This window comes from Herbaspirillum robiniae (assembly GCF_002213415.1).
GTDB classification, from domain to species: Bacteria; Pseudomonadota; Gammaproteobacteria; order Burkholderiales; family Burkholderiaceae_D; genus Herbaspirillum; species Herbaspirillum robiniae.
This window is the reverse complement of record NZ_NJGU01000001.1, coordinates 299268-316375: the sequence shown is the minus strand read 5'-3', so window position 1 is coordinate 316375 and position 17108 is coordinate 299268. Positions and strand designations below refer to the sequence as shown.

At 66.1% G+C, this 17108-nt stretch carries 15 protein-coding genes; 6 read left to right on the top strand and 9 right to left on the bottom strand.

Going from position 1 to position 17108, the window contains the following annotated elements; all coding sequences use genetic code 11:
• Nucleotides 1–19: 19 nt before the first annotated feature.
• A complete protein-coding gene (locus tag CEJ42_RS01300; protein WP_088749822.1) occupies nucleotides 20–1342 on the top strand; it encodes a 2-hydroxycarboxylate transporter family protein in 1323 nt (440 codons plus the stop codon).
• A gap of 66 nt (nucleotides 1343–1408) precedes the next feature.
• On the opposite strand, the gene CEJ42_RS01295 is transcribed toward CEJ42_RS01300, so the two are convergent.
• The 4 genes from CEJ42_RS01295 to CEJ42_RS01280 all read right to left on the bottom strand — a co-directional run bounded on the left by CEJ42_RS01295 (nucleotide 1409) and on the right by CEJ42_RS01280 (nucleotide 6744).
• Entirely contained in the window at nucleotides 1409–2605 is a 1197-nt protein-coding gene (locus CEJ42_RS01295) for a TIGR03364 family FAD-dependent oxidoreductase (RefSeq protein ID WP_088749821.1), read from the bottom strand.
• A 153-nt stretch (nucleotides 2606–2758) separates the two neighbouring features.
• Entirely contained in the window at nucleotides 2759–3793 is a 1035-nt protein-coding gene (locus CEJ42_RS01290; protein WP_079215063.1) for a putative 2-aminoethylphosphonate ABC transporter substrate-binding protein, read from the bottom strand.
• A 66-nt stretch (nucleotides 3794–3859) separates the two neighbouring features.
• Nucleotides 3860–5620 carry a putative 2-aminoethylphosphonate ABC transporter permease subunit gene (locus tag CEJ42_RS01285; protein WP_088749820.1) on the bottom strand — a complete coding sequence of 587 codons (1761 nt, stop codon included), beginning with the start codon at nucleotides 5618–5620 and terminating at the stop codon, nucleotides 3860–3862.
• Between the two features lie 17 nt (nucleotides 5621–5637).
• Nucleotides 5638–6744 (bottom strand): putative 2-aminoethylphosphonate ABC transporter ATP-binding protein, encoded by a 1107-nt coding sequence (locus CEJ42_RS01280; protein ID WP_079215061.1) that lies wholly within the window; start codon nucleotides 6742–6744, stop codon nucleotides 5638–5640.
• A gap of 358 nt (nucleotides 6745–7102) precedes the next feature.
• On the opposite strand from CEJ42_RS01280, the gene CEJ42_RS01275 reads away from it, so the two are divergent.
• From CEJ42_RS01275 to CEJ42_RS01265, 3 genes are all read left to right on the top strand, one after another.
• Nucleotides 7103–7597: a TonB C-terminal domain-containing protein gene (locus tag CEJ42_RS01275; protein WP_079215060.1), complete on the top strand. Its 495-nt coding sequence runs from the start codon at nucleotides 7103–7105 to the stop codon at nucleotides 7595–7597.
• 222 nt (nucleotides 7598–7819) lie between these two features.
• Nucleotides 7820–9739, top strand: a complete 1920-nt coding sequence (locus CEJ42_RS01270) for a SurA N-terminal domain-containing protein (RefSeq protein ID WP_088749819.1) — start codon at nucleotides 7820–7822, stop codon at nucleotides 9737–9739.
• Between the two features lie 444 nt (nucleotides 9740–10183).
• On the top strand, nucleotides 10184–10903 hold the full coding sequence (locus CEJ42_RS01265) for a glutamine amidotransferase (protein ID WP_079215058.1): 720 nt from the start codon (nucleotides 10184–10186) through the stop codon (nucleotides 10901–10903).
• Nucleotides 10904–10992: 89 nt separating this feature from the next.
• On the opposite strand, the gene CEJ42_RS01260 is transcribed toward CEJ42_RS01265, so the two are convergent.
• On the bottom strand, nucleotides 10993–11628 hold the full coding sequence (locus tag CEJ42_RS01260) for an arylesterase (RefSeq protein WP_276329104.1): 636 nt from the start codon (nucleotides 11626–11628) through the stop codon (nucleotides 10993–10995).
• Nucleotides 11629–11677: 49 nt separating this feature from the next.
• Between CEJ42_RS01260 and CEJ42_RS01255 the strand changes: the two genes are divergently transcribed.
• Complete coding sequence (locus CEJ42_RS01255; RefSeq protein ID WP_420809767.1) at nucleotides 11678–12394, top strand: ABC transporter ATP-binding protein; 717 nt, start codon at nucleotides 11678–11680, stop codon at nucleotides 12392–12394.
• Nucleotides 12395–12412: 18 nt separating this feature from the next.
• Here the strand turns inward: CEJ42_RS01255 and CEJ42_RS01250 are convergent, their stop codons facing one another.
• From CEJ42_RS01250 to CEJ42_RS24370, 4 genes are all read right to left on the bottom strand, one after another.
• Complete coding sequence (locus CEJ42_RS01250) at nucleotides 12413–13366, bottom strand: DMT family transporter (protein ID WP_088749818.1); 954 nt, start codon at nucleotides 13364–13366, stop codon at nucleotides 12413–12415.
• Complete coding sequence (locus CEJ42_RS01245) at nucleotides 13317–14888, bottom strand: NAD(P)H-hydrate dehydratase (RefSeq protein ID WP_079215054.1); 1572 nt, start codon at nucleotides 14886–14888, stop codon at nucleotides 13317–13319. The genes CEJ42_RS01250 and CEJ42_RS01245 overlap by 50 nt, the downstream gene beginning before the upstream one ends.
• A gap of 175 nt (nucleotides 14889–15063) precedes the next feature.
• Complete coding sequence (locus CEJ42_RS01240) at nucleotides 15064–16338, bottom strand: FAD-dependent oxidoreductase (protein WP_088749817.1); 1275 nt, start codon at nucleotides 16336–16338, stop codon at nucleotides 15064–15066.
• A gap of 40 nt (nucleotides 16339–16378) precedes the next feature.
• Complete coding sequence (locus tag CEJ42_RS24370) at nucleotides 16379–16699, bottom strand: hypothetical protein (protein ID WP_129587657.1); 321 nt, start codon at nucleotides 16697–16699, stop codon at nucleotides 16379–16381.
• A 5-nt stretch (nucleotides 16700–16704) separates the two neighbouring features.
• On the opposite strand from CEJ42_RS24370, the gene CEJ42_RS01235 reads away from it, so the two are divergent.
• On the top strand, nucleotides 16705–17019 hold the full coding sequence (locus CEJ42_RS01235) for a BON domain-containing protein (protein ID WP_088749816.1): 315 nt from the start codon (nucleotides 16705–16707) through the stop codon (nucleotides 17017–17019).
• Nucleotides 17020–17108 lie beyond the last annotated feature (89 nt).

Below are 17108 nucleotides of genomic sequence, written 5' to 3'. Positions count from 1 at the left end.
ATACCAACAGGAGACAAAGATGGAAACCACCACCGTCCAGCAGGACGCGCCGGCGCTCGGCCGTCGTTTTGCAATCATGCAGTTCCGCATCGGCGGCATGCCCTTGCCGATGTTCGTCGCCGTCATGCTGGTGACTGTGCTGGCAATAGCCAGCGGTCGCCTTCCCAATGACATGATCGGCGGCTTCGCCGTGCTGATGCTGGCCGGGCTGCTGCTGTCCGAGGTCGGTCGCCGCATCCCGCTGCTGCGCCACATCGGCGGCCCCGCCATCCTGTGCCTGTTCGTGCCTTCGGCGCTGATCGGCTACAAGCTGATGGACCCGGCGGCGCTCAAGACCATCACCACCACGATGAAGACGGCCAACCTGCAATACCTCTACATCGCCTGCCTGGTGGCCGGCAGCATCCTGGGCATGAACCGCAAGATCCTGATCCAGGGTTTCCTGAAGATGTTCGTGCCGCTGCTGGCCGGCACCGCCGCCGCGGTCGCCGCCGGCATGCTGGTGGGCCTGGCCTTCGGCTACGACCCCAAGCACACTTTCTTCTTCATCGTCGTGCCGATTCTCGGCGGCGGCATCGGCGAGGGCGTGCTGCCGTTGTCGATCGGCTATTCGCAGATCCTGGGCACGCCGCAGGGCGAACTGATCGCGTCGCTGGTGCCGGCGGCGCTGATCGGCAACGTGGTGGCGATCCTGTCGGCGGGCCTGTTGAAGCGCTTCGGCGAGAAGTATCGCCAGTACAGCGGCGACGGCGTGCTGGTGCGCACCGGCGAAGACCAGGCGCTGCTGCGCGAGAAGAAGGACGACGCGCCGCTCGACCTGCGGCTCATGGGCGCGGGCCTGCTGCTGGGCTGCACGCTGTTCATCCTGGGCGAGCTGATGGCGCCGCTGACCGGCATCCCGGGGCCGGTGCTGATGATCGTGGCGGCGGCGCTGCTGAAGGTGGCTCGCGCCATTCCCGAGAGCATGGAAGTGGGCGCCTACCAGATGTACAAATTCATGTCGACCAACCTGACCTTTGCCATCCTGGTCGGCCTGGGCACGCTGTTCGTCTCGTGGGACAAGCTGATCGCGGCGTTCTCGCCGGCCTACTTCGTGATCTGCGCGGTGATCGTGCTGGCCATGGTGGCGGCGGGGTTCTTCGTCGGCGCCTGGCTGAAGATGTATCCGGTGGAGTCGGCCATCGTCACGGCCTGCCACAGCGGCCTGGGCGGCACCGGGGACGTGGCCATCCTGTCATCGTCCAACCGCATGGGACTGATGCCGTTCGCGCAGATCTCGACCCGCATCGGCGGGGCTGCGATGGTGGTGTTCGCGACGGTGCTGATGAAGTTGTTCTATTGATGTCCGGCATGCTCCGGTCATGAAAAACGGCGCCCGCAGGCGCCGTTTTTTCATTGGCCCGCCGGATCAGGCCAGCGCCGTGGTCGGAAGCGGCGCCGCGGCCGGATTGCCGGAAGGCAGGGCATCGCCCTCCAGCAGCGCCTTCATCACGCGTTCGCCCAGGCCCAGGCCCACGCTCATGCCGATGCCGGTGTGCATCAGCACGGCCGTGGTCTTGTCGTCGATGGCCAGCGCCGAGAACGGGCCGGGGCCCTTGCTGCCGTAGACGCCTTGCCAGCGCTCGACCACCTTCACGCGCGTGGCCAGCGTGTGCTCCACCAGGCCCAGCATCAGGTTGTCGACTTCCTCGCTGTTGAACGGCGGCGAGTCGGTGCCGTAGTGGTGCGAGTCGCCCACGATCAGCTCCTGGTACGGCGTCGGGCTGACCAGCAGGTGGATGCCGTGCTTGTTGAGCAGCGGCGCGGTTTCCTCGATCTCGGCATGCACCGCGCGCGCGGTGGGCAGGTCGGAGAAGGCGCCGTAGTGGGTGCAGGACAGGCCGGTCAGCACCGCGTGGGTCAGCGGCAGCGCGTCTTCGGTCTTCAGGCGCAGCATCTGCAGGCGGCACTGCTTCAGGTTCATGGCCTGCAGCCGCTCGGCGAACAGCGTCAGGTAGTCGTGGCCGGAGCAGACGATCACGCGCTCGGCGCGGAATTCGCCGGCGGTGGTCGACAGGCGGCCGTCGGCTGCGCCATGCACCAGGGTGTTGAAGCGGAAATGCACGCCCTGCGAATGCAGGTAGGCCACCAGCGCCGGCATCGCTTCGCGCGAATACAGCTGCAGGTCCTCGGTGCCGTGCAGGACCGAGCGGTGGTGACGGAAGCGGCCGTTGTAGAGCGCTTCGAGCTTCTCGCCCTGCAGCAGCGATACGCGGTATTCGTGCTGGCGGGCGCGCACGATCATGAATTCCTGCAGCACGTCGTGTTCGGCCGCGGTGCGGGCGAACAGCAGGGTGCCGGCTTCGCGGGCGCTGAAGTTGGCGCGCGCGGCGAGGTAGAGCCACAGTTCGCGGCTTTCGCGCGCCAGGTCCAGCATGATGCCGGGCGGCTGGCCGGTGACCAGGCCCATGCCGAAGTTGCGGATCGAGGCGCCCAGCGGGGTGTTGGTGCGTTCGAACACGGCCACGCGCAGGCCGCGCTTGACTGCGGCATAGGCATGCGCCAGGCCGAGGATGCCGGAACCGACGACGGCGACGTCGAAGTGGTTGGGATCGGTGTTGCTCATGGATGCTCCATCGGATTCGGTTTGCGAGATGTCGTGTTGCCTGTTGTGCGCGGACGCTCTGTTGTCGTCCGTCATGGTTGTTGCAGGTCCTCCCGGCATGCCGCCGCCGCGGTTCACGGCGACGGCATGGGTGTTGCGGCTACAGGGCGTCGATTACTGCTTCTTCTCGGCCTTGCTTTCGTAGCGCTTGCTCCATTCGGTCAGGATGCGGTCGCGGTTGGTGCTGGCCCAGGTGAAGTCGTTCTTGACCAGGCGCTTTTCGTAGTCCGACGGCAGCAGCTCGTCCGGCTTGGCGATGCCGGGGATGGCGACCACGGCGAAGTTCTTTTCGTACAGGGCCATGGCTTCCTTGCTGGCCGAGAAGTCAGCCAGTTTCTTGGCGGCTTCCAGGTTCTTGGTGCCCTTGACGATGGCGGTGGCTTCGATGTCCCAGCCCAGGCCTTCGGACGGCAGGATCACGTCGATCGGCGCGCCTTCCTTCTTGGTCTTCACGGCGCGGTATTCAAATGCGATGCCGATCGGGAACTCGCCGGTGGCGGCCTGCTTGCAGGGCTTGGAGCCGGAGTGAGTGTACTGGCCGATGTTCTTGTGCAGGGCGTCCATGTAGGCCCAGCCCTTGTCTTCGCCCATCATCTGCAGCCAGGCCGAGACGTCCAGGTAGCCGGTGCCGGAGGAGGCCGGGTGCGGCATCACGATCTTGCCGGCGTAGACCGGCTTGGTCAGGTCGGCCCAGGAGGTCGGCTTGGGCAGGCCCAGCTTTTGCGCTTCCACGGTGTTGAAGCAGATGGCCGAGGCCCACACGTCCATGCCCACCCACGCCGGCGGGTTGGCGGCGCTGCGGTACTTGGCTTCGATCGCCGACAGGCCCTTGGGCGCGTATGGGCTCAGCATGCCTTCCTTGTCCAGCAGCGCCAGGCTGGTGGCGGCCAGGCCCCAGATCACGTCGGCTTGCGGGTTGGCCTTCTCGGCCATCAGTTTGGCGGTGACGATGCCGGTGGAGTCGCGCACCCACTTGATCTCGATGTCGGGATTGGCCTTCTGGAAGGCGGCCTGGTAGGCCTTGATCTGGTCCGCTTCAAGCGCGGTGTAGACCGTCAGCGTGGTGGCGGCGTGGGCGGCCTGTGCCGAGAACAGCATGCCGGCGCCGATGACCGATGCGAGCAGTTTGAACAGCTTGGTTTTTTTCATGATGGCCTTTGATGGGCTGGGTTGAAAAAGCGTCCGTGGAACGCAGTGTGGGGAAACGTATCGGGTTCAGTGGCCGCGCCCGCGGCGCCATGCCTGGGTGCGCGTCACCAGGCCGCTGCCGGCGAAGTGCATCAGCAGCGAGGCCGCGGCCGAGGTCAGCAGGATCAGCGTGGACATCGCCGCGGCCGGGCCGACGTCGCCGGCGTCGTCCATGTTCAGCACGGCGACCGAGGCCAGCACGGTATCGGGGCGGTACAGGAAGATCACCGCCGAGACGGTCGTCATCGACGACACGAACAGGTAGCGGAAGATCTCCAGCAGCGACGGCAGGCACAGCGGCACGGTGACGCGCAGGAAGGTCTTGAGCACCGGCACCTTCAGCGACAGCGAGGCGGCCTCGAATTCGGGATCGAGCTGCTTCAGCGCGGTCACGGCGGTCAGGTGGGCCGTGGTGTAGAAGTGCACCACCGAACACACCACCAGCAGCGCCATGGTCCCGTAGAGGAAATTGAACGGATTGGCCGGGTGGTTGAAGAACAGCAGGCTGCCCAGGCCCAGCACCAGCCCCGGCACCGCCATGGGCAGGAAGCACAGGAAGCGCAGCAGCGGGCTCAATACCGCACCCAGGCGCGCCGGACCGCGCGTCTTTTCCATCAGCCAGGCGCCGGTGAAGATCACGATGGTGCCGGCCACGCTGGTGCCGCAGGCCAGCTTCAGGCTGTTCCAGTAGGCCAGCCAGCCGCCGCCGTCCATGTTGTCGAAGTCGTAGTGCTGCAGCGTCAGCGCCAGGTTGTAGGGCCACAGCTTGACCAGCGAGGCGCCCATGGCGACGGCGATCATGATCAGGATCGAGGCCGAGATCAGCGCCACGGCCAGCAGGTTGAAGCCGTCGCGTTTCCAGTCCGGGCGCGGCACGTAGGCTTCCGAGCGGCTGCTCATCTGGGCCCGCTGGCGGCGCTGCAGCCAGGCGTCCACCGCGAAGGTGAGCACCGCCGGCACCAGCAGCAGCAGGCCGATCAGCGCGCCGCGGCCGAACTGCTGCTGGCCGACCACCGCCTTGTAGGCTTCCACCGCCAGCACGCTGTAGGCGCCGCCGGCGATCTTGGGCACGCCGAAGTCGGTGATGGTCAGCGTGAAGACCAGGCAGAAGGCGCCGAAGATGCCGTAGCGCGTGGCCGGCAGCGTGACGCTGGCGAAGGTGCGCCAGCGCGAGGCGCCCATGGCGGAAGCGGCGTCGTAGAGGCGGCCGTCGGCCTGCGACAGCGCCGAGAGCAGGATCATCAGCGCATGCGGGAAGGTGTAGAACACCTCGCCCAGCAGGATGCCCCAGAAACCATAGATGCCGCCGTTCATCAGCTCCTTGAACAGCCCCTGGTTGCCGAACAGGTAGATCAGCGCGATCCCCGGCAGCAGCGACGGCGCCAGCAGCGGCAGCAGGCCGATGCCGCGCCACATGCCCTTGAGCGGGACGCAGGTGCGCTGCAACGCGTAGGCGAAGGCGTAGGCCAGCGGCACGGTCACCGCGGCGGTGACGAAGGACACCCAGAGGCTGCGGCCCAGCATGGGCAGGAAATTGATGTTGGAGAACAGGCGCACGAAGGGCGCGCTGCCGGCCCAGGCGCCGTCGGGCGTGAGCACCGCCTGGTCCAGGATGAACAGCAGCGGGCAACCCATGCCGACCAGCAGCAGGGCCAGCAACAGCCACTTCAGGCCCGAGGTCAGCAACTGGCTGCCGTCGAACATGCGCGGCGCGGCCTGCCTGGCGTCGACAAGCGGAACGTCGGTGCCGAGGCCGGGGATGGCGGTGGTGGAGACGGAAGAATTCATGGCGTTTCGTTCCGGCATCAGACGAAGACCTGCAGTGCCTGGCGCGGCAGCGCGATCCAGATGCCGTCGCCGCCGTGCATGCCGGCCAGCCGTTCGTGGGCGTCGCCCATGACGTCGGCCAGCAGCGTCTGGCCCGGCAGCGCCTCGCACGACAGCGCCAGCCGGTAGCGGTTGCCGAGATAGATGCGGTCCACCACGCGGGCGCGGAAGCGGTTGGCGGCGGCGTCGTGCGGGAACAGGTCGATCGCCTCGGGGCGGCAGAACAGGCGGCCGTTGGCCAGCTCCTCCTCCTCCGGCCGGATCTCCAGCTGCAGCGAGCCGACCGCCACCTGCGAACCGGAGATGCGGGTGAAGGGCAGCCAGTTGGACTGGCCGATGAAGTCCGCCACGAAGGGCGAGGCCGGGCGGCGGTAGATGTCGTCGGGCGTGCCGAACTGCTCGATGCGGCCGCGGTTCATCACGGCGATGCGGTCGGCCATCACCATTGCTTCTTCCTGGTCGTGCGTGACCATCAGCGTGGTGATGCGGAATTCCTTCTGCAGGCGGCGGATCTCCAGCTGCAGGTGCTCGCGCACCTGGGCGTCCAGCGCCGACAGCGGCTCGTCCAGCAGCAGCAGCGAAGGCGAGGGCGCCAGCGCGCGCGCCAGGGCCACGCGCTGCTGCTGGCCGCCGGAGAGTTGGCCGGGATACTTGCGTTCGCTGCCCGACAGGCCCACCATGCCCAGCATCGCGCTCACGCGTTCGCGCTTGTGCTGGCGCGACAGCTTGCGGGGCAGGCCATAGCCGACGTTGTCTTCGACGGTAAGATTGGGAAACAGCGCATACGACTGGAACAGGATGCCGTAGTCGCGCGATTGCGGCGGCAGCTGCGAGATGTCGCGGCCGCCTGCGTGCAGGCTGCCCGCATCCTGGCGCTCCAGGCCGGCGATGGTGCGCAGCAGCGTGGTCTTGCCGCAGCCGGACGGACCCAGCAGGCAGACCATCTCGCCGCGCCTGACGTCCAGCGAGACGCGGTCCAGCGCGGTGAAGGCGCCGAAGCGTTTTTCGATGCCGCGCACCGAGAGAAAGCTCTCATCGCCGTCGTGATGGTGCGGGGCTGCTGCCGGGGAGGAAGTCTGCGTCATGTCGAAGTGGTCTCACAGTGGGGCGGCCGGCGTTGTTCTTGTTGCCCGAATGCAGTGCCGAAGCGCATTTGCGGGGTGTCGCCGGTCTCAAGGCAAGCGGATGTTACGTAGCAAATATGACTGCTGGATGACAGTTGCCCCTGTGATAGCGGGGTAATATCCGATCTATAGCTTGAAGTTATGGATGATGCTTTTTTGAGCATCGATGCGGCCGCCGGCAGGGAATCGCCGGCGTCGAAAACGGTCGAACAGGAAGGTGGCGGGAAGCCGCCGAACCGATGAAGATGGATTTCCCGCGCGGCAAGCTTGCGCGCGCGCAAGGAGAACAACAATGAAGCAATCGAGGAGACCCCGGCGCATGGGCGCCAGGCTGGCCGCGGGCGGGCTGGGCGTGGCCGCGCTGCTGGCGGCATGTTCCGCGCCGGAGAGCACCCAGGAGCAGCGCGACGAGCTGGCCAAGTCCATCATCGAGCAGAAGAAGACCACCTCCGACGGCACCTCCACCGCCACCACCGAAGACGGTTACAAGACCGACCTCGCCAAGCGCATCTCGCAGGTCAATTTCACCAGCGTCTATGTGGAGCGTCCGCAGGCGCTGCTGCGTTCGGTGATCGTGATCAAGTACATCGTCGACCGCGACGGCAACCTGGTCAAAAGCGAAATCCTGCGCACCAACAAGGACAAGCACGCCGAAGCCAGCGCCATGGGCAGCCTGAAGAACACCGCGCCTTTCCCCAAGCCGCCCGAGGCCCTGCTGAAGAATGGGCGCATCGAGCTGTCGGAAAGTTGGCTGTTCAACAATGACGGCCGTTTCCAGTTGCGCAGCGTGGCGCTGGCGCAGATGGACCGATGAGCGGCCGTTCGGCCGTATCGGCATCCCTGCGCAAGGTGCCGCAGGGCATTGGCATGTGTATAATGTCGCGCGTGCACGACTGAGTGTGCGCCAGAGTGGTTTTCCGCTCCGCCGGATCGAGGCGAACGTGAGTTCGCCTTTTTTATTACCTGTCCCGGCGAAGTTCGGCAAGACCGCAGGCGCGCACTTTCATTGACCGGATCGTTTATTGATTGGCTATTCATGTTTGAATTCATTCGTACCCACCAGCGCCTGATGCAGTTCCTGCTGTTGCTGTTCATTTTCCCGTCATTCGCGTTCTTCGGCCTGGAAGGCTATAGCCGCCTGACTGATGACAGCGGCGTGGCCAAGGTGGCCGGCCAGACCATCACCAAGGAAGAATGGGATGCCGCGCATCGCCAGCAGCTCGACCGCATGCGCCAGGTCTATGGCCAGCAATTCGACGCCAAGCTGTTCGACACCCCTGAAACGCGCCGCGCCATCCTGGACAACCTGATCGCCCAGCGCGCCCTCGGCGCCGAAGTGGCGGCCAGCAAGCTGGTGGTGCCCGACCAGGCGCTGCAGCAAAGCATCCTGCAGATCCCCGGCCTGACCAAGCCCGACGGCAGCTTCGACAACGAGCAGTACCGCGTGCTGCTGGCCGCGCAAGGCCTGACCCCGAAGAGCTATGAAGCCGGCCTGCGCCGCGAGATGGCGCTGCAGCAGTTGAATGCCGCGATCCAGACCACCGCCTTCGCGCCCAAGACCGTGTCCGAGAACCTGTCGAACCTGAACGACCAGGAACGCACGGTGCAGATGCTCAACTTCAAGCCGGACACCTACGCCTCGCAAGTCAAGGTGACCGACGAGATGCTGCAGGCTTTCTATGACAAGAACGGCCGCCGCTTCGAGACGCCCGAGCAGGCCAGCATCGAGTACGTGGTGCTGGACGCCGCCGCCGTGGCGGCCCAGTCGGCCGTCACCGACGACGACATCAAGTCCTACTACGAGCAGAACAGGAAGCAGTATTCGACCGACGAGCAGCGTCGCGCCAGCCACATCCTGATCACCGTCAAGAAGGATGCGCCGGCGGCCGACAAGGCTGCGGCCAAGGCCAAGGCCGAAGGCCTGGCGGCGCAGCTGCGCAAGAACCCGGGCGACTTCGCCAAGCTGGCCAAGGCCAATTCGCAGGATCCGGGCTCGGCTGAAAACGGCGGCGACCTCGGCTACTTCGGCCATGGCGCCATGGTCAAGCCGTTCGAAGACGCGGCGTTCAGCCTGAAGCAGGGCGAGATCAGCGCTCCGGTGGAATCCGACTTCGGCTACCACGTGATTGAAGTGACCGGCATCAAGCCGGCCGCCGTGAAGTCGCTGGATTCGGTCAAGGATGAGATCGCCGGCGAGATCAAGAAGCAGATCGCCGCCAAGAAGTACTCCGAGATGGCCGACCAGTTCGGCAACCTGGTCTACGAAAACGGCGACAGCCTGAAGGCCGTGTCCGACAAGCTGAAGCTGAAGATCCAGACCGCCTCCGGCGTGATGCGCAACCCGAACCCGGCTGCCGGCGCCGCGCCGTTCAACAACGCCAAGTTCCTGACGGCGCTGTTCACCGACGACGTGATCAAGTCCAAGCACAACACCGAAGCCGTGCAGGTCGCTCCCAATACCCTGGTGGCCGGCCGCATCACCGAGTACAAGCCGGTGGCCAAGCGTCCGTTCGACGAAGTGAAGGCCGACGTGCAGAAGGCCGTGCTGCTGCAGGAAGAGCAGGCGCTGGCGGTCAAGGCCGGCCAGGCGCGCCTGGCTGAACTGCAGGCCAAGGACGACGGCGCCGGCTTCAGCGACGCCAAGGTGGTCTCGCGCGTGAAGGCCGATGGCTGGACCGAGGAAGCCTTCAATGCCGTGATGAAGGCCGATACCGCCAAGCTGCCGTCGTATGTGGGCGCCGAGACCCTGGGCCTGGGCTACCAGATCTACCGCGTGACCAAGGTGGAGCAGCCCAAGGCCGTGGACGCCGCGCGCCGCAAGACCGAGCAGGACCAGATCGCCAACGCGCTGTCGCAACAGGAGGCGCTGGCTTACCTCGGCTTCCTGCGCGAGAAGGCCAAGACCAAGCTGCTCAAGGGCGCCGCCACGGTGAGCGCTGACGATGCCGCAAAGTGATGCATGAGGCGCAAGCCGCCGCACCGAGTTCGTGATTCGGTGCACGGCGGCGCCCCATGCCGGTGATCTGTAGGCATGGGCGCGACAATTCGCTAAAAAATTTATAAGGGCCGCTTTTCCAGCGGCCCTTTTTGTTTCATCATGGAGACCGGCGCGACATTCCGCGGGATGCGCGAGGGAGCCGGGCAGGGGAAATCAGACTTCAGTCTTCCGCCTTTTTGTTGGTGTTTTGTCAGCTTTCCAGCCGATGGGAACATGCATCGGTTTGCGTCTCTGGCAGTGCTTCCTTGTCATCCGGATGGACGTTTGCGTCGTTTCTGAATTGTCCGGCTGCCGTAAGAGTTGTCGCTGCCTCCAGTCGAATTCGAAAGGCGTCGCACGCGCATTTCCACCAGGGAAATGCGCCGATGCAATGTTCTGCCCTTGAATACCGACCAAGTCTTTATGCCTGCCCCAGTCCTGATCATCCAAACCGGCGATCCCAACCAAACCCTCAAGAGCAGTTATGGCGGCTACGCGCAGCAGATCGGATGCGCCGCCGGACTGTGCAGCAGCGAAATCCAGACCGTGACCGTGTACGAAGGCGAGCAGCCTGGCTGCCCGTCGACCTATCGCGCGGTCTTCATCACCGGTTCGCCGGCCATGGTCACCGACAAGGAAGACTGGAGCGAGCGCACCGCCGAATGGATCCGCGACGCCGCCGACATGGACACGCCGATGTTCGGCATCTGCTACGGCCACCAGCTGCTGACCTACGCCTTCGGCGGCGAGGTCGGCTACAACCCGGCAGGCAGGGCGGCCGGCACCATGCACGTGGAAACCTTCGACTGCTGCCGCAAGGATGAATTGTTCGGCGTGCTGCCGGAGCAGTTCCCGGCCCACATGCTGCACATGCAGTCGGTGCTGCGCCCGCACAAGGACGCGGTCGTGATGGCGCGCTCGCCGATGGATCCGCACCACATGATCAAGCACAAGCACAACGTCTACTCGACGCAGTTCCACCCGGAGTTTTCTCCCGCGTTCGTGCGCGCCCACCTGAACTACTACGCCGACGTCTACCGCGGTTGCGGCATCGACGCCAAGGCCCTGTGCGACAAGGTCAGCGAAACGCCGCAGTCGACCGGGCTGCTGCGCCGCTTCCTGGAGCTGTACGCGCGCCACTGAGTTCGCGCGACGCGCGCAGGCAGAAAAAAGCCCCTGTTCCGCTATCGCGGGCAGGGGCTTTTTCCGTGTGCGGGTCTGGTCCGGCGCCGCTACTTCAGGCCCACCAACGGTTTCAGGTGCGGCCAGACATTGTCCAGCAGCATCGGCTGGGCCCGCTCGTTGGGGTGGATGCGGTCGGACTGGAACAAATCCAGGTCGGCGGCGATGCCGTCCATGAAGAAGGGCACCAGCGGCGTCTTGTTCTGTTTGGCCAGCGACTGGAACATGTCGGAGAAGCGGCGCGTGTAATCGGGGCCGTAGTTGGGCGGGATCTGCATGCCCACCAGTAGCACCTTGGCCTTGTTCTGGCGCGCCAGGTCGATCATGGCCTGCAGGTTGTCCTGGGTGGCCTTGAGCTGCAGGCCGCGCAGCGCGTCGTTGCTGCCCAGTTCGATCAGCACGATGTCGGGCTTGTTCTTCTCCAGCAGCGCCGGCAGGCGGTTGCGACCGCCGATGGTGGTGTCGCCGCTGATGCTGGCGTTGACCACGACGGCGTCGACCTTGTTCTTCTGCAGCCGCTGTTCCATCAGCTTGCTCCAGCCCGCGCCGCGCTCCAGTCCGTATTCGGCCGAGAGGCTGTCGCCGAGCACGAGCAGGGTTTTTGGGGCAGAATAGGCGCTCATCGCCGCCAGCATCAGGGCGATGCCCGCCAGCAGCCGCATCAGGCGCCTCAAGCCAGTGCCCATGCGCCGGTGCGCTGCAACCGTCCCGGATCCTATTGCCAGAATGCCCTGCATGAGCGCTGCCATCTCCATTTCTGCTGTTCCCGCTGCTTCCGCTGTACCTGCCATTGAAGTCCTTCAGTTGTCCAAACGCGTGGCCGATGCGTCGGCCGAATCCGGCCAGCTCGCGATCCTTTCCGGCATCGATTTTACCGTGGCCGCCGGCACCACGGTGGCCATCGTCGGCGCCTCCGGTTCCGGCAAGTCGACGCTGCTGGGCCTGCTGGCTGGACTGGATACGCCCAGCGAAGGTTCCGTGAAGCTCGATGGCGAAGACATCTACCGGCTCGACGAAGACGGCCGCGCGGCGCTGCGCAAGCGCAAGCTGGGTTTCGTGTTCCAGTCGTTCCAGTTGCTGGGCCACCTCAACGCGCTGGAAAACGTGATGCTGCCGCTGGAGCTGCGCGGCGACGCGCAGGCGCGGACCAAGGCGGAGCAGATGCTGGCGCGCGTCGGCCTGGGCAGCCGCCTGAAGCACTATCCCAAATATCTCTCCGGCGGCGAGCAGCAGCGCGTGGCGCTGGCGCGCGCCTTCGTCACCGAGCCGCCGCTGCTGTTTGCCGACGAGCCCACCGGCAGCCTGGATGCGGCCACCGGCGAATCGGTGATCAGGCTGATGTTCGAACTGAACCAGGAACGCGGCTCGACGCTGGTGCTGGTGACCCACGACAGTTCGATCGCCGCGCGCTGCGCGCGCACCATCACGATCGCCGCGGGCCGGCTGGCCTGAGCGCGATCCGGGCCGGCGCTAGACGGACTCCATCGGGTCCGCGGCCGGCAGGCGGTGGTGGCGCCGGCGCTCGATCAGGGCGATGCCTACCCCACTGGCGCAGATGATGGCGATGCCGAGCACGGTCAGGCCGTCCGGGAACTGGCCGAACACCAGCCAGCCCATGCCGGAGGCCGAGATGATCTGGGCGTAGAAGAACGGCGTCAGCACCGAGGCTTCGGCGTGCCGGTAGGCGCTGTTCTGCAGGAAATGGCCGATGGTGCCGGTGATGCCGGTGGAGATCAGGATCGCCCATTCCACCAGGTCCGGGCTGTGCACGCTCCAGAAGAAGGGCACCGCCAGCGTCGACAGCGCGCTGCCCACCAGTGCGCCGTAGAACAGCGTCACCATCGGGTCGTCCGCCTGGTTGGCCTTGCGGTTGAGGATGGACATCATCGCCATCGTGAACGCCGACAGCAGTCCCAGCGCCACGCCGTGCGGAGGAATGTCGCCGCCCGGCCGGATCACGATCAGCATCCCGCTGAACCCCACCAGCACCGCAATCCAGCGCGAAACATAGCTGCGTTCGCCCAGCAGCCAGGGCGACACCGCCAGCACGATCAGCGGCGCGCAGAAGTTCATCGCCGTGCCCTCGGCCAGCGGTACGATCCTCAATACCGAGAAGAAGATCAGCGTCGACCCCAGCAGCAGCGCGCCGCGTCCCAGCTGCAGCTTGAGGCGGTTGGAGCGGAAGATGCTGCGCCCGGTGCGGCGCTGGTACAGCGGCACCAGTGTGGCGGCCATGAACAGCACGTTGATGGTGTAGCGCATCCACGCGATCATCACCACGTGGTAGCCGGAAATGGCCAGCAGCTTGCCCGCCGAGTCCAGCAGCGACAGCGTCCACAGCCCCGTCACCAGAAAGATGATGCCCAGCCAGAGTTTAGGCGTGGGTGCGATGGTGTGCGACGTGGGAAGGACGGTGGTGGACATGGTCTCGGATGATGTTGTTGAACACGGCTCTGATGGCCGGGATGAATTCGCTCGCAGTCAGGCCGACCGGGCCCAGGCCTTCGGCCACCAGGCGGTCGGCGGCGGCGCCGTGGATCCAGGTGGCGGCCAGCGCGGCGGCGCGCGTGGGCCAACCCTGCGCCAGCAGCGCGCCGCACAGGCCGGAGAGCACGTCGCCGGTGCCGGCCGTGGAGAGCGCCGGGTTGCCGGTCGGGTTGATCGCCATCTCGCCGTCGGGGAAGGCGATCACGGTGCCGGCGCCCTTCAGGACGGTGATGGCGTTGAAGTGCCTGGCCAGGAGGCGCGCCGCCTGCGGCCGGTCGTTCTGCACCTGCTGGGTGGTGGTGTCGAGCAGCCGGGCCGCTTCCAGCGGGTGCGGCGTGATGATGCTGACCACCTCGCCGCCGGCGCGGTTGCGGTCGTGCAGCTTGTGCTGCAGCGTCGGCTCGGCCGAGATCAGGTTCAGGGCGTCGGCGTCGACCACGATGTCGGCCTCGCTGTCGAGCGCGCGCGAGAGGATGTCGTAGGCATGGCGCGAGGTGCCCATGCCGGGGCCGACCACCAGCGCCGCGCCGGGCCCGAACTCGACGCGGTCGGCCACCCGGAACATCAGTTCAGGATGCTCGCCGTCGTAGGCCGGGCCGTCGTCGACAAAAGCCAGGTAGACCCGCCCGGCGCCGCCGAAGGCCGCGGTGCGGGCCGCCAGCACCGGTGCGCCGGCCATGCCGCGCGCGCCGCCGACGACGATGACGTCGCCGTAGCTGCCCTTGTGCGAGTTGTTGGCGCGCGGCTTGAGCGAGGCGGCGAAGTATTGCGGGCCGTTGAGGAAGGCGCGGGTCGGCTTGTAGCAGCCGTGGTCGATGTCCAGCGGGCGCAAGGTGATATGCCCGCTGTGGTCCTTGCCGTCGCAGGTATGCAGGCCGGGCTTGTCGCCGATGAAGGTGATGGTGTGGCTGGCGTTGACCGCGGCGCCGTCGGCCGCGCCGACGATGCTGCCGCTGTCGGCGTTCAGCCCGCTGGGCACGTCGATGGAGAGCACCGGGCAGCGCAGGCCGTTGACGTAGTCGATGATGGCGCGCAGCTTGCTGGTCGGCGCGCGCGACAGGCCGATGCCGAACAGGCCGTCGATCACCAGCGCCCACGATTGTCCGCGCAGGCCGGCCGGCGTCAGGTCGTCGATGAACTGGATCTCGGCTTCGCGCGCGCGGGCCAGGGCCCGGCGCGCGTCTTCGGGTTGCTTGCTTTCGTCGGCGTGCAGCTGCACGGCCACTTCGATGCCGGCTTCTTCCAGCAGGCAGGCCGCCTCCAGCGCATCGCCGCCGTTGTTGCCGGGGCCGGCCAGGATCAGCACCGAGGGCGAGGATTCTGTGGCCGAGCACAGCAGCTCCTGGGCGTATTCGGCCACGGCCGAGCCGGCGCGCTGCATCAGGGTATAGGGCTGCAATCCGGACAGGGCTTTCTGCTCGACTTCACGGATTTCGGCAACGGAATAGAGCGCGCTCATGGCTGTGATCGCTGATGAGTTATTGCTGCAGTGGATGGGGTGCGGCGGAGGTGTTGCGACGACTCGAAATCATTCTAAGTCAATTGCGTGCGATGCGCTGAGCAGCCGCAGATGAAAAAAATCGGCACGGATGAATCCGTGCCGATTTTTCGTGAGGCAGACGCGGGGAGGGCGCTCAGCCTGCGGCCAGGTCGCGCGGCGTGAAACCGTCGGGATCCAGCTCCGGCTCCTCGCCCGCGACCATGTCGGCCAGCACGCGCGCCGAGGCGACGGCCGCGGCCCAGCCGGTCACGCCGTGGCCGACGTTGACGAAGACGTTGCCGTGGCGCGTCGGGCCGAACAGCGGCAGGCCGCTGGGCAGCACGGGGATGGTGTTGGCCCAGAAATGCGCCTGATTGTAATTGGCCGCGTTCGGATAGTAGTCGCCGGCGATCTTGAGCAGGTTGCGCAGCGCCTTGGGCGGGATGGTCTGCGAGGGCGGCACGAAGCCCAGCAGGCCGGTGATGCGCAGGCGGTTGCCCAGGCGCGTCATGGCGACCTTGTAGCTGTCGTCGAACAGGGCCATGTTGGGCGCGTCGTCCGGATTCTTGATCGGCACCAGGGCCGACCAGCTCTGCAGCGCGCGCAGCGGCACCGGGGTATCGTGCGCACGCAGCAGCTCGGCGGTCTGCATGCCGGCGGCCAGCACCACGCCGTCCACCATCATGCGGCCGGCCAGGTGCGGCGACTCGATCTCCAGCGCCACGCGGCCGCCGAACTCAGGCTGGATGGCCTTGACGTTGGCGCCGAAATGGAACGCCACTCCCAGCGCCTGGGCGGCGTTGCGCATCTGCTTGGCGAACAGCACGGCGTTGCCGGCGATGTCGTCGGGATAGTGCAGGGCGCCGGCCAGCGCCGCCTCCGACGAGAACGCCGGCTCCAGCTGGCGGATCGCGGCGGTGTCCAGGGCCTTGAACCTGAGTTCGGATTGCTGCGCGGCTTCCTGCATCTGCGGCATGCGGGCCGCTTCGGCCGGCAGGCGGAACAGGTGGAACACGCCGTTGCTGTTCTCGTGCTCCATGCCGTGATGGGCCTGCAGTTGCAGCGTGAGCTCCTGGCCATAGGCCGACAGGCGCGTCAGGCGCAGCTTGTTGGCGGCGAAGCGCTGCTGCTGGGCCTGGCGCGTGTGGCGCATCCAGCGGTTGCGCACGAAATCGGCGCCCGAGGCCAGCAGCACGCGCGGTTCTTCCTTGAAGCGGCAGGCGAAGGTGGCGAAGGCGCCCGGCAGCGTCAGCGGCATGGCCGCGCCGGGCGCGAGCAGGCCGGAGTTGCCGAAGGTGGCTTCTTCGGCGACGTGCGCGCGCCGTTCGATGACGGCCACTTCATACCCCTTGGCAGCCAGGAAGTAGGCGGTGCAAATCCCTGAAAGTCCCCCGCCGATGACGGCGATCTGTCGATGTGTGCTGTTCACTCTGTTCGTCTTGATGCGGATAAGGCCGCTTTGGTCGTCGTCACCGGTTGGCCTCTGTCGTGGTCAGGATGGCAATGTCTCCATCCGGCGGGCCGGTTCTCCGATGCGGCCGGAATGATACATCGAAATTTCCTTGCCGCTTCGATATTGCCGGGATGCAAAATATTTTTCCTTGGACGGAAACCGTTCTTGGAATTTCTTCAAGAATCGCTGCAAGTTTGCACAGCAACAACGCGCGGACCGGAACCGCCGATGACAGCGAGCATCCGAAGGTGGCTCCGGCAGCCTGCCACGGGCGTTTTCCAGCGATCTTCAACGCGGTTTGACGCGTTTCACGTTTTCGATGTTTCAAAGGAGTCAATACACATGTCCGTATCTTTCCGTCGTTTCGCCTTGCCGGTAGCGGCCGCCTTCGCATTTGCCGCGGCCGGCTGCGCATCCACCTCCAAACAGGCCAGCACCGGCGAATACCTCGATGACACGGTGATCACCACCAAGGTCAAGACCGAGCTGTTCAAGGAGCCCGACCTGAAATCCGGCCAGATCTCGGTCGAAACCTTCAAGGGCGAGGTTCAGTTGAGCGGCTTCGTCAGTTCCAGGGCCGCCATCGACAAGGCGGTCGCGATCACGCGGCAGGTGGAGGGCGTCAAGGGTGTGAAAAACAGCATGATCCTGCGCTGAAGCCCTCGGTGGCGGCGCAGCCCGGCCCCTGCGGCCGGGCTTTTTCATGGTGCAGCAAAAAGCGCGCCGGGCGGGCCGCAGGCCGGGGT

Bases quoted from the DNA above. Each gene is read 5' to 3' on its own strand.
- CEJ42_RS01300 (WP_088749822.1), top strand. From the start codon at position 20: ATGGAAACCACCACCGTCCAGCAGGACGCGCCGGCGCTCGGCCGTCGT.
- CEJ42_RS01295 (WP_088749821.1), bottom strand. From the start codon at position 2,605: ATGAGCAACACCGATCCCAACCACTTCGACGTCGCCGTCGTCGGTTCC.
- CEJ42_RS01290 (WP_079215063.1), bottom strand. From the start codon at position 3,793: ATGAAAAAAACCAAGCTGTTCAAACTGCTCGCATCGGTCATCGGCGCC.
- CEJ42_RS01285 (WP_088749820.1), bottom strand. From the start codon at position 5,620: ATGAATTCTTCCGTCTCCACCACCGCCATCCCCGGCCTCGGCACCGAC.
- CEJ42_RS01280 (WP_079215061.1), bottom strand. From the start codon at position 6,744: ATGACGCAGACTTCCTCCCCGGCAGCAGCCCCGCACCATCACGACGGC.
- CEJ42_RS01275 (WP_079215060.1), top strand. From the start codon at position 7,103: ATGGGCGCCAGGCTGGCCGCGGGCGGGCTGGGCGTGGCCGCGCTGCTG.
- CEJ42_RS01270 (WP_088749819.1), top strand. From the start codon at position 7,820: ATGTTTGAATTCATTCGTACCCACCAGCGCCTGATGCAGTTCCTGCTG.
- CEJ42_RS01265 (WP_079215058.1), top strand. From the start codon at position 10,184: ATGCCTGCCCCAGTCCTGATCATCCAAACCGGCGATCCCAACCAAACC.
- CEJ42_RS01260 (WP_276329104.1), bottom strand. From the start codon at position 11,628: ATGGGCACTGGCTTGAGGCGCCTGATGCGGCTGCTGGCGGGCATCGCC.
- CEJ42_RS01255 (WP_420809767.1), top strand. From the start codon at position 11,678: ATGAGCGCTGCCATCTCCATTTCTGCTGTTCCCGCTGCTTCCGCTGTA.
- CEJ42_RS01250 (WP_088749818.1), bottom strand. From the start codon at position 13,366: ATGTCCACCACCGTCCTTCCCACGTCGCACACCATCGCACCCACGCCT.
- CEJ42_RS01245 (WP_079215054.1), bottom strand. From the start codon at position 14,888: ATGAGCGCGCTCTATTCCGTTGCCGAAATCCGTGAAGTCGAGCAGAAA.
- CEJ42_RS01235 (WP_088749816.1), top strand. From the start codon at position 16,705: ATGTCCGTATCTTTCCGTCGTTTCGCCTTGCCGGTAGCGGCCGCCTTC.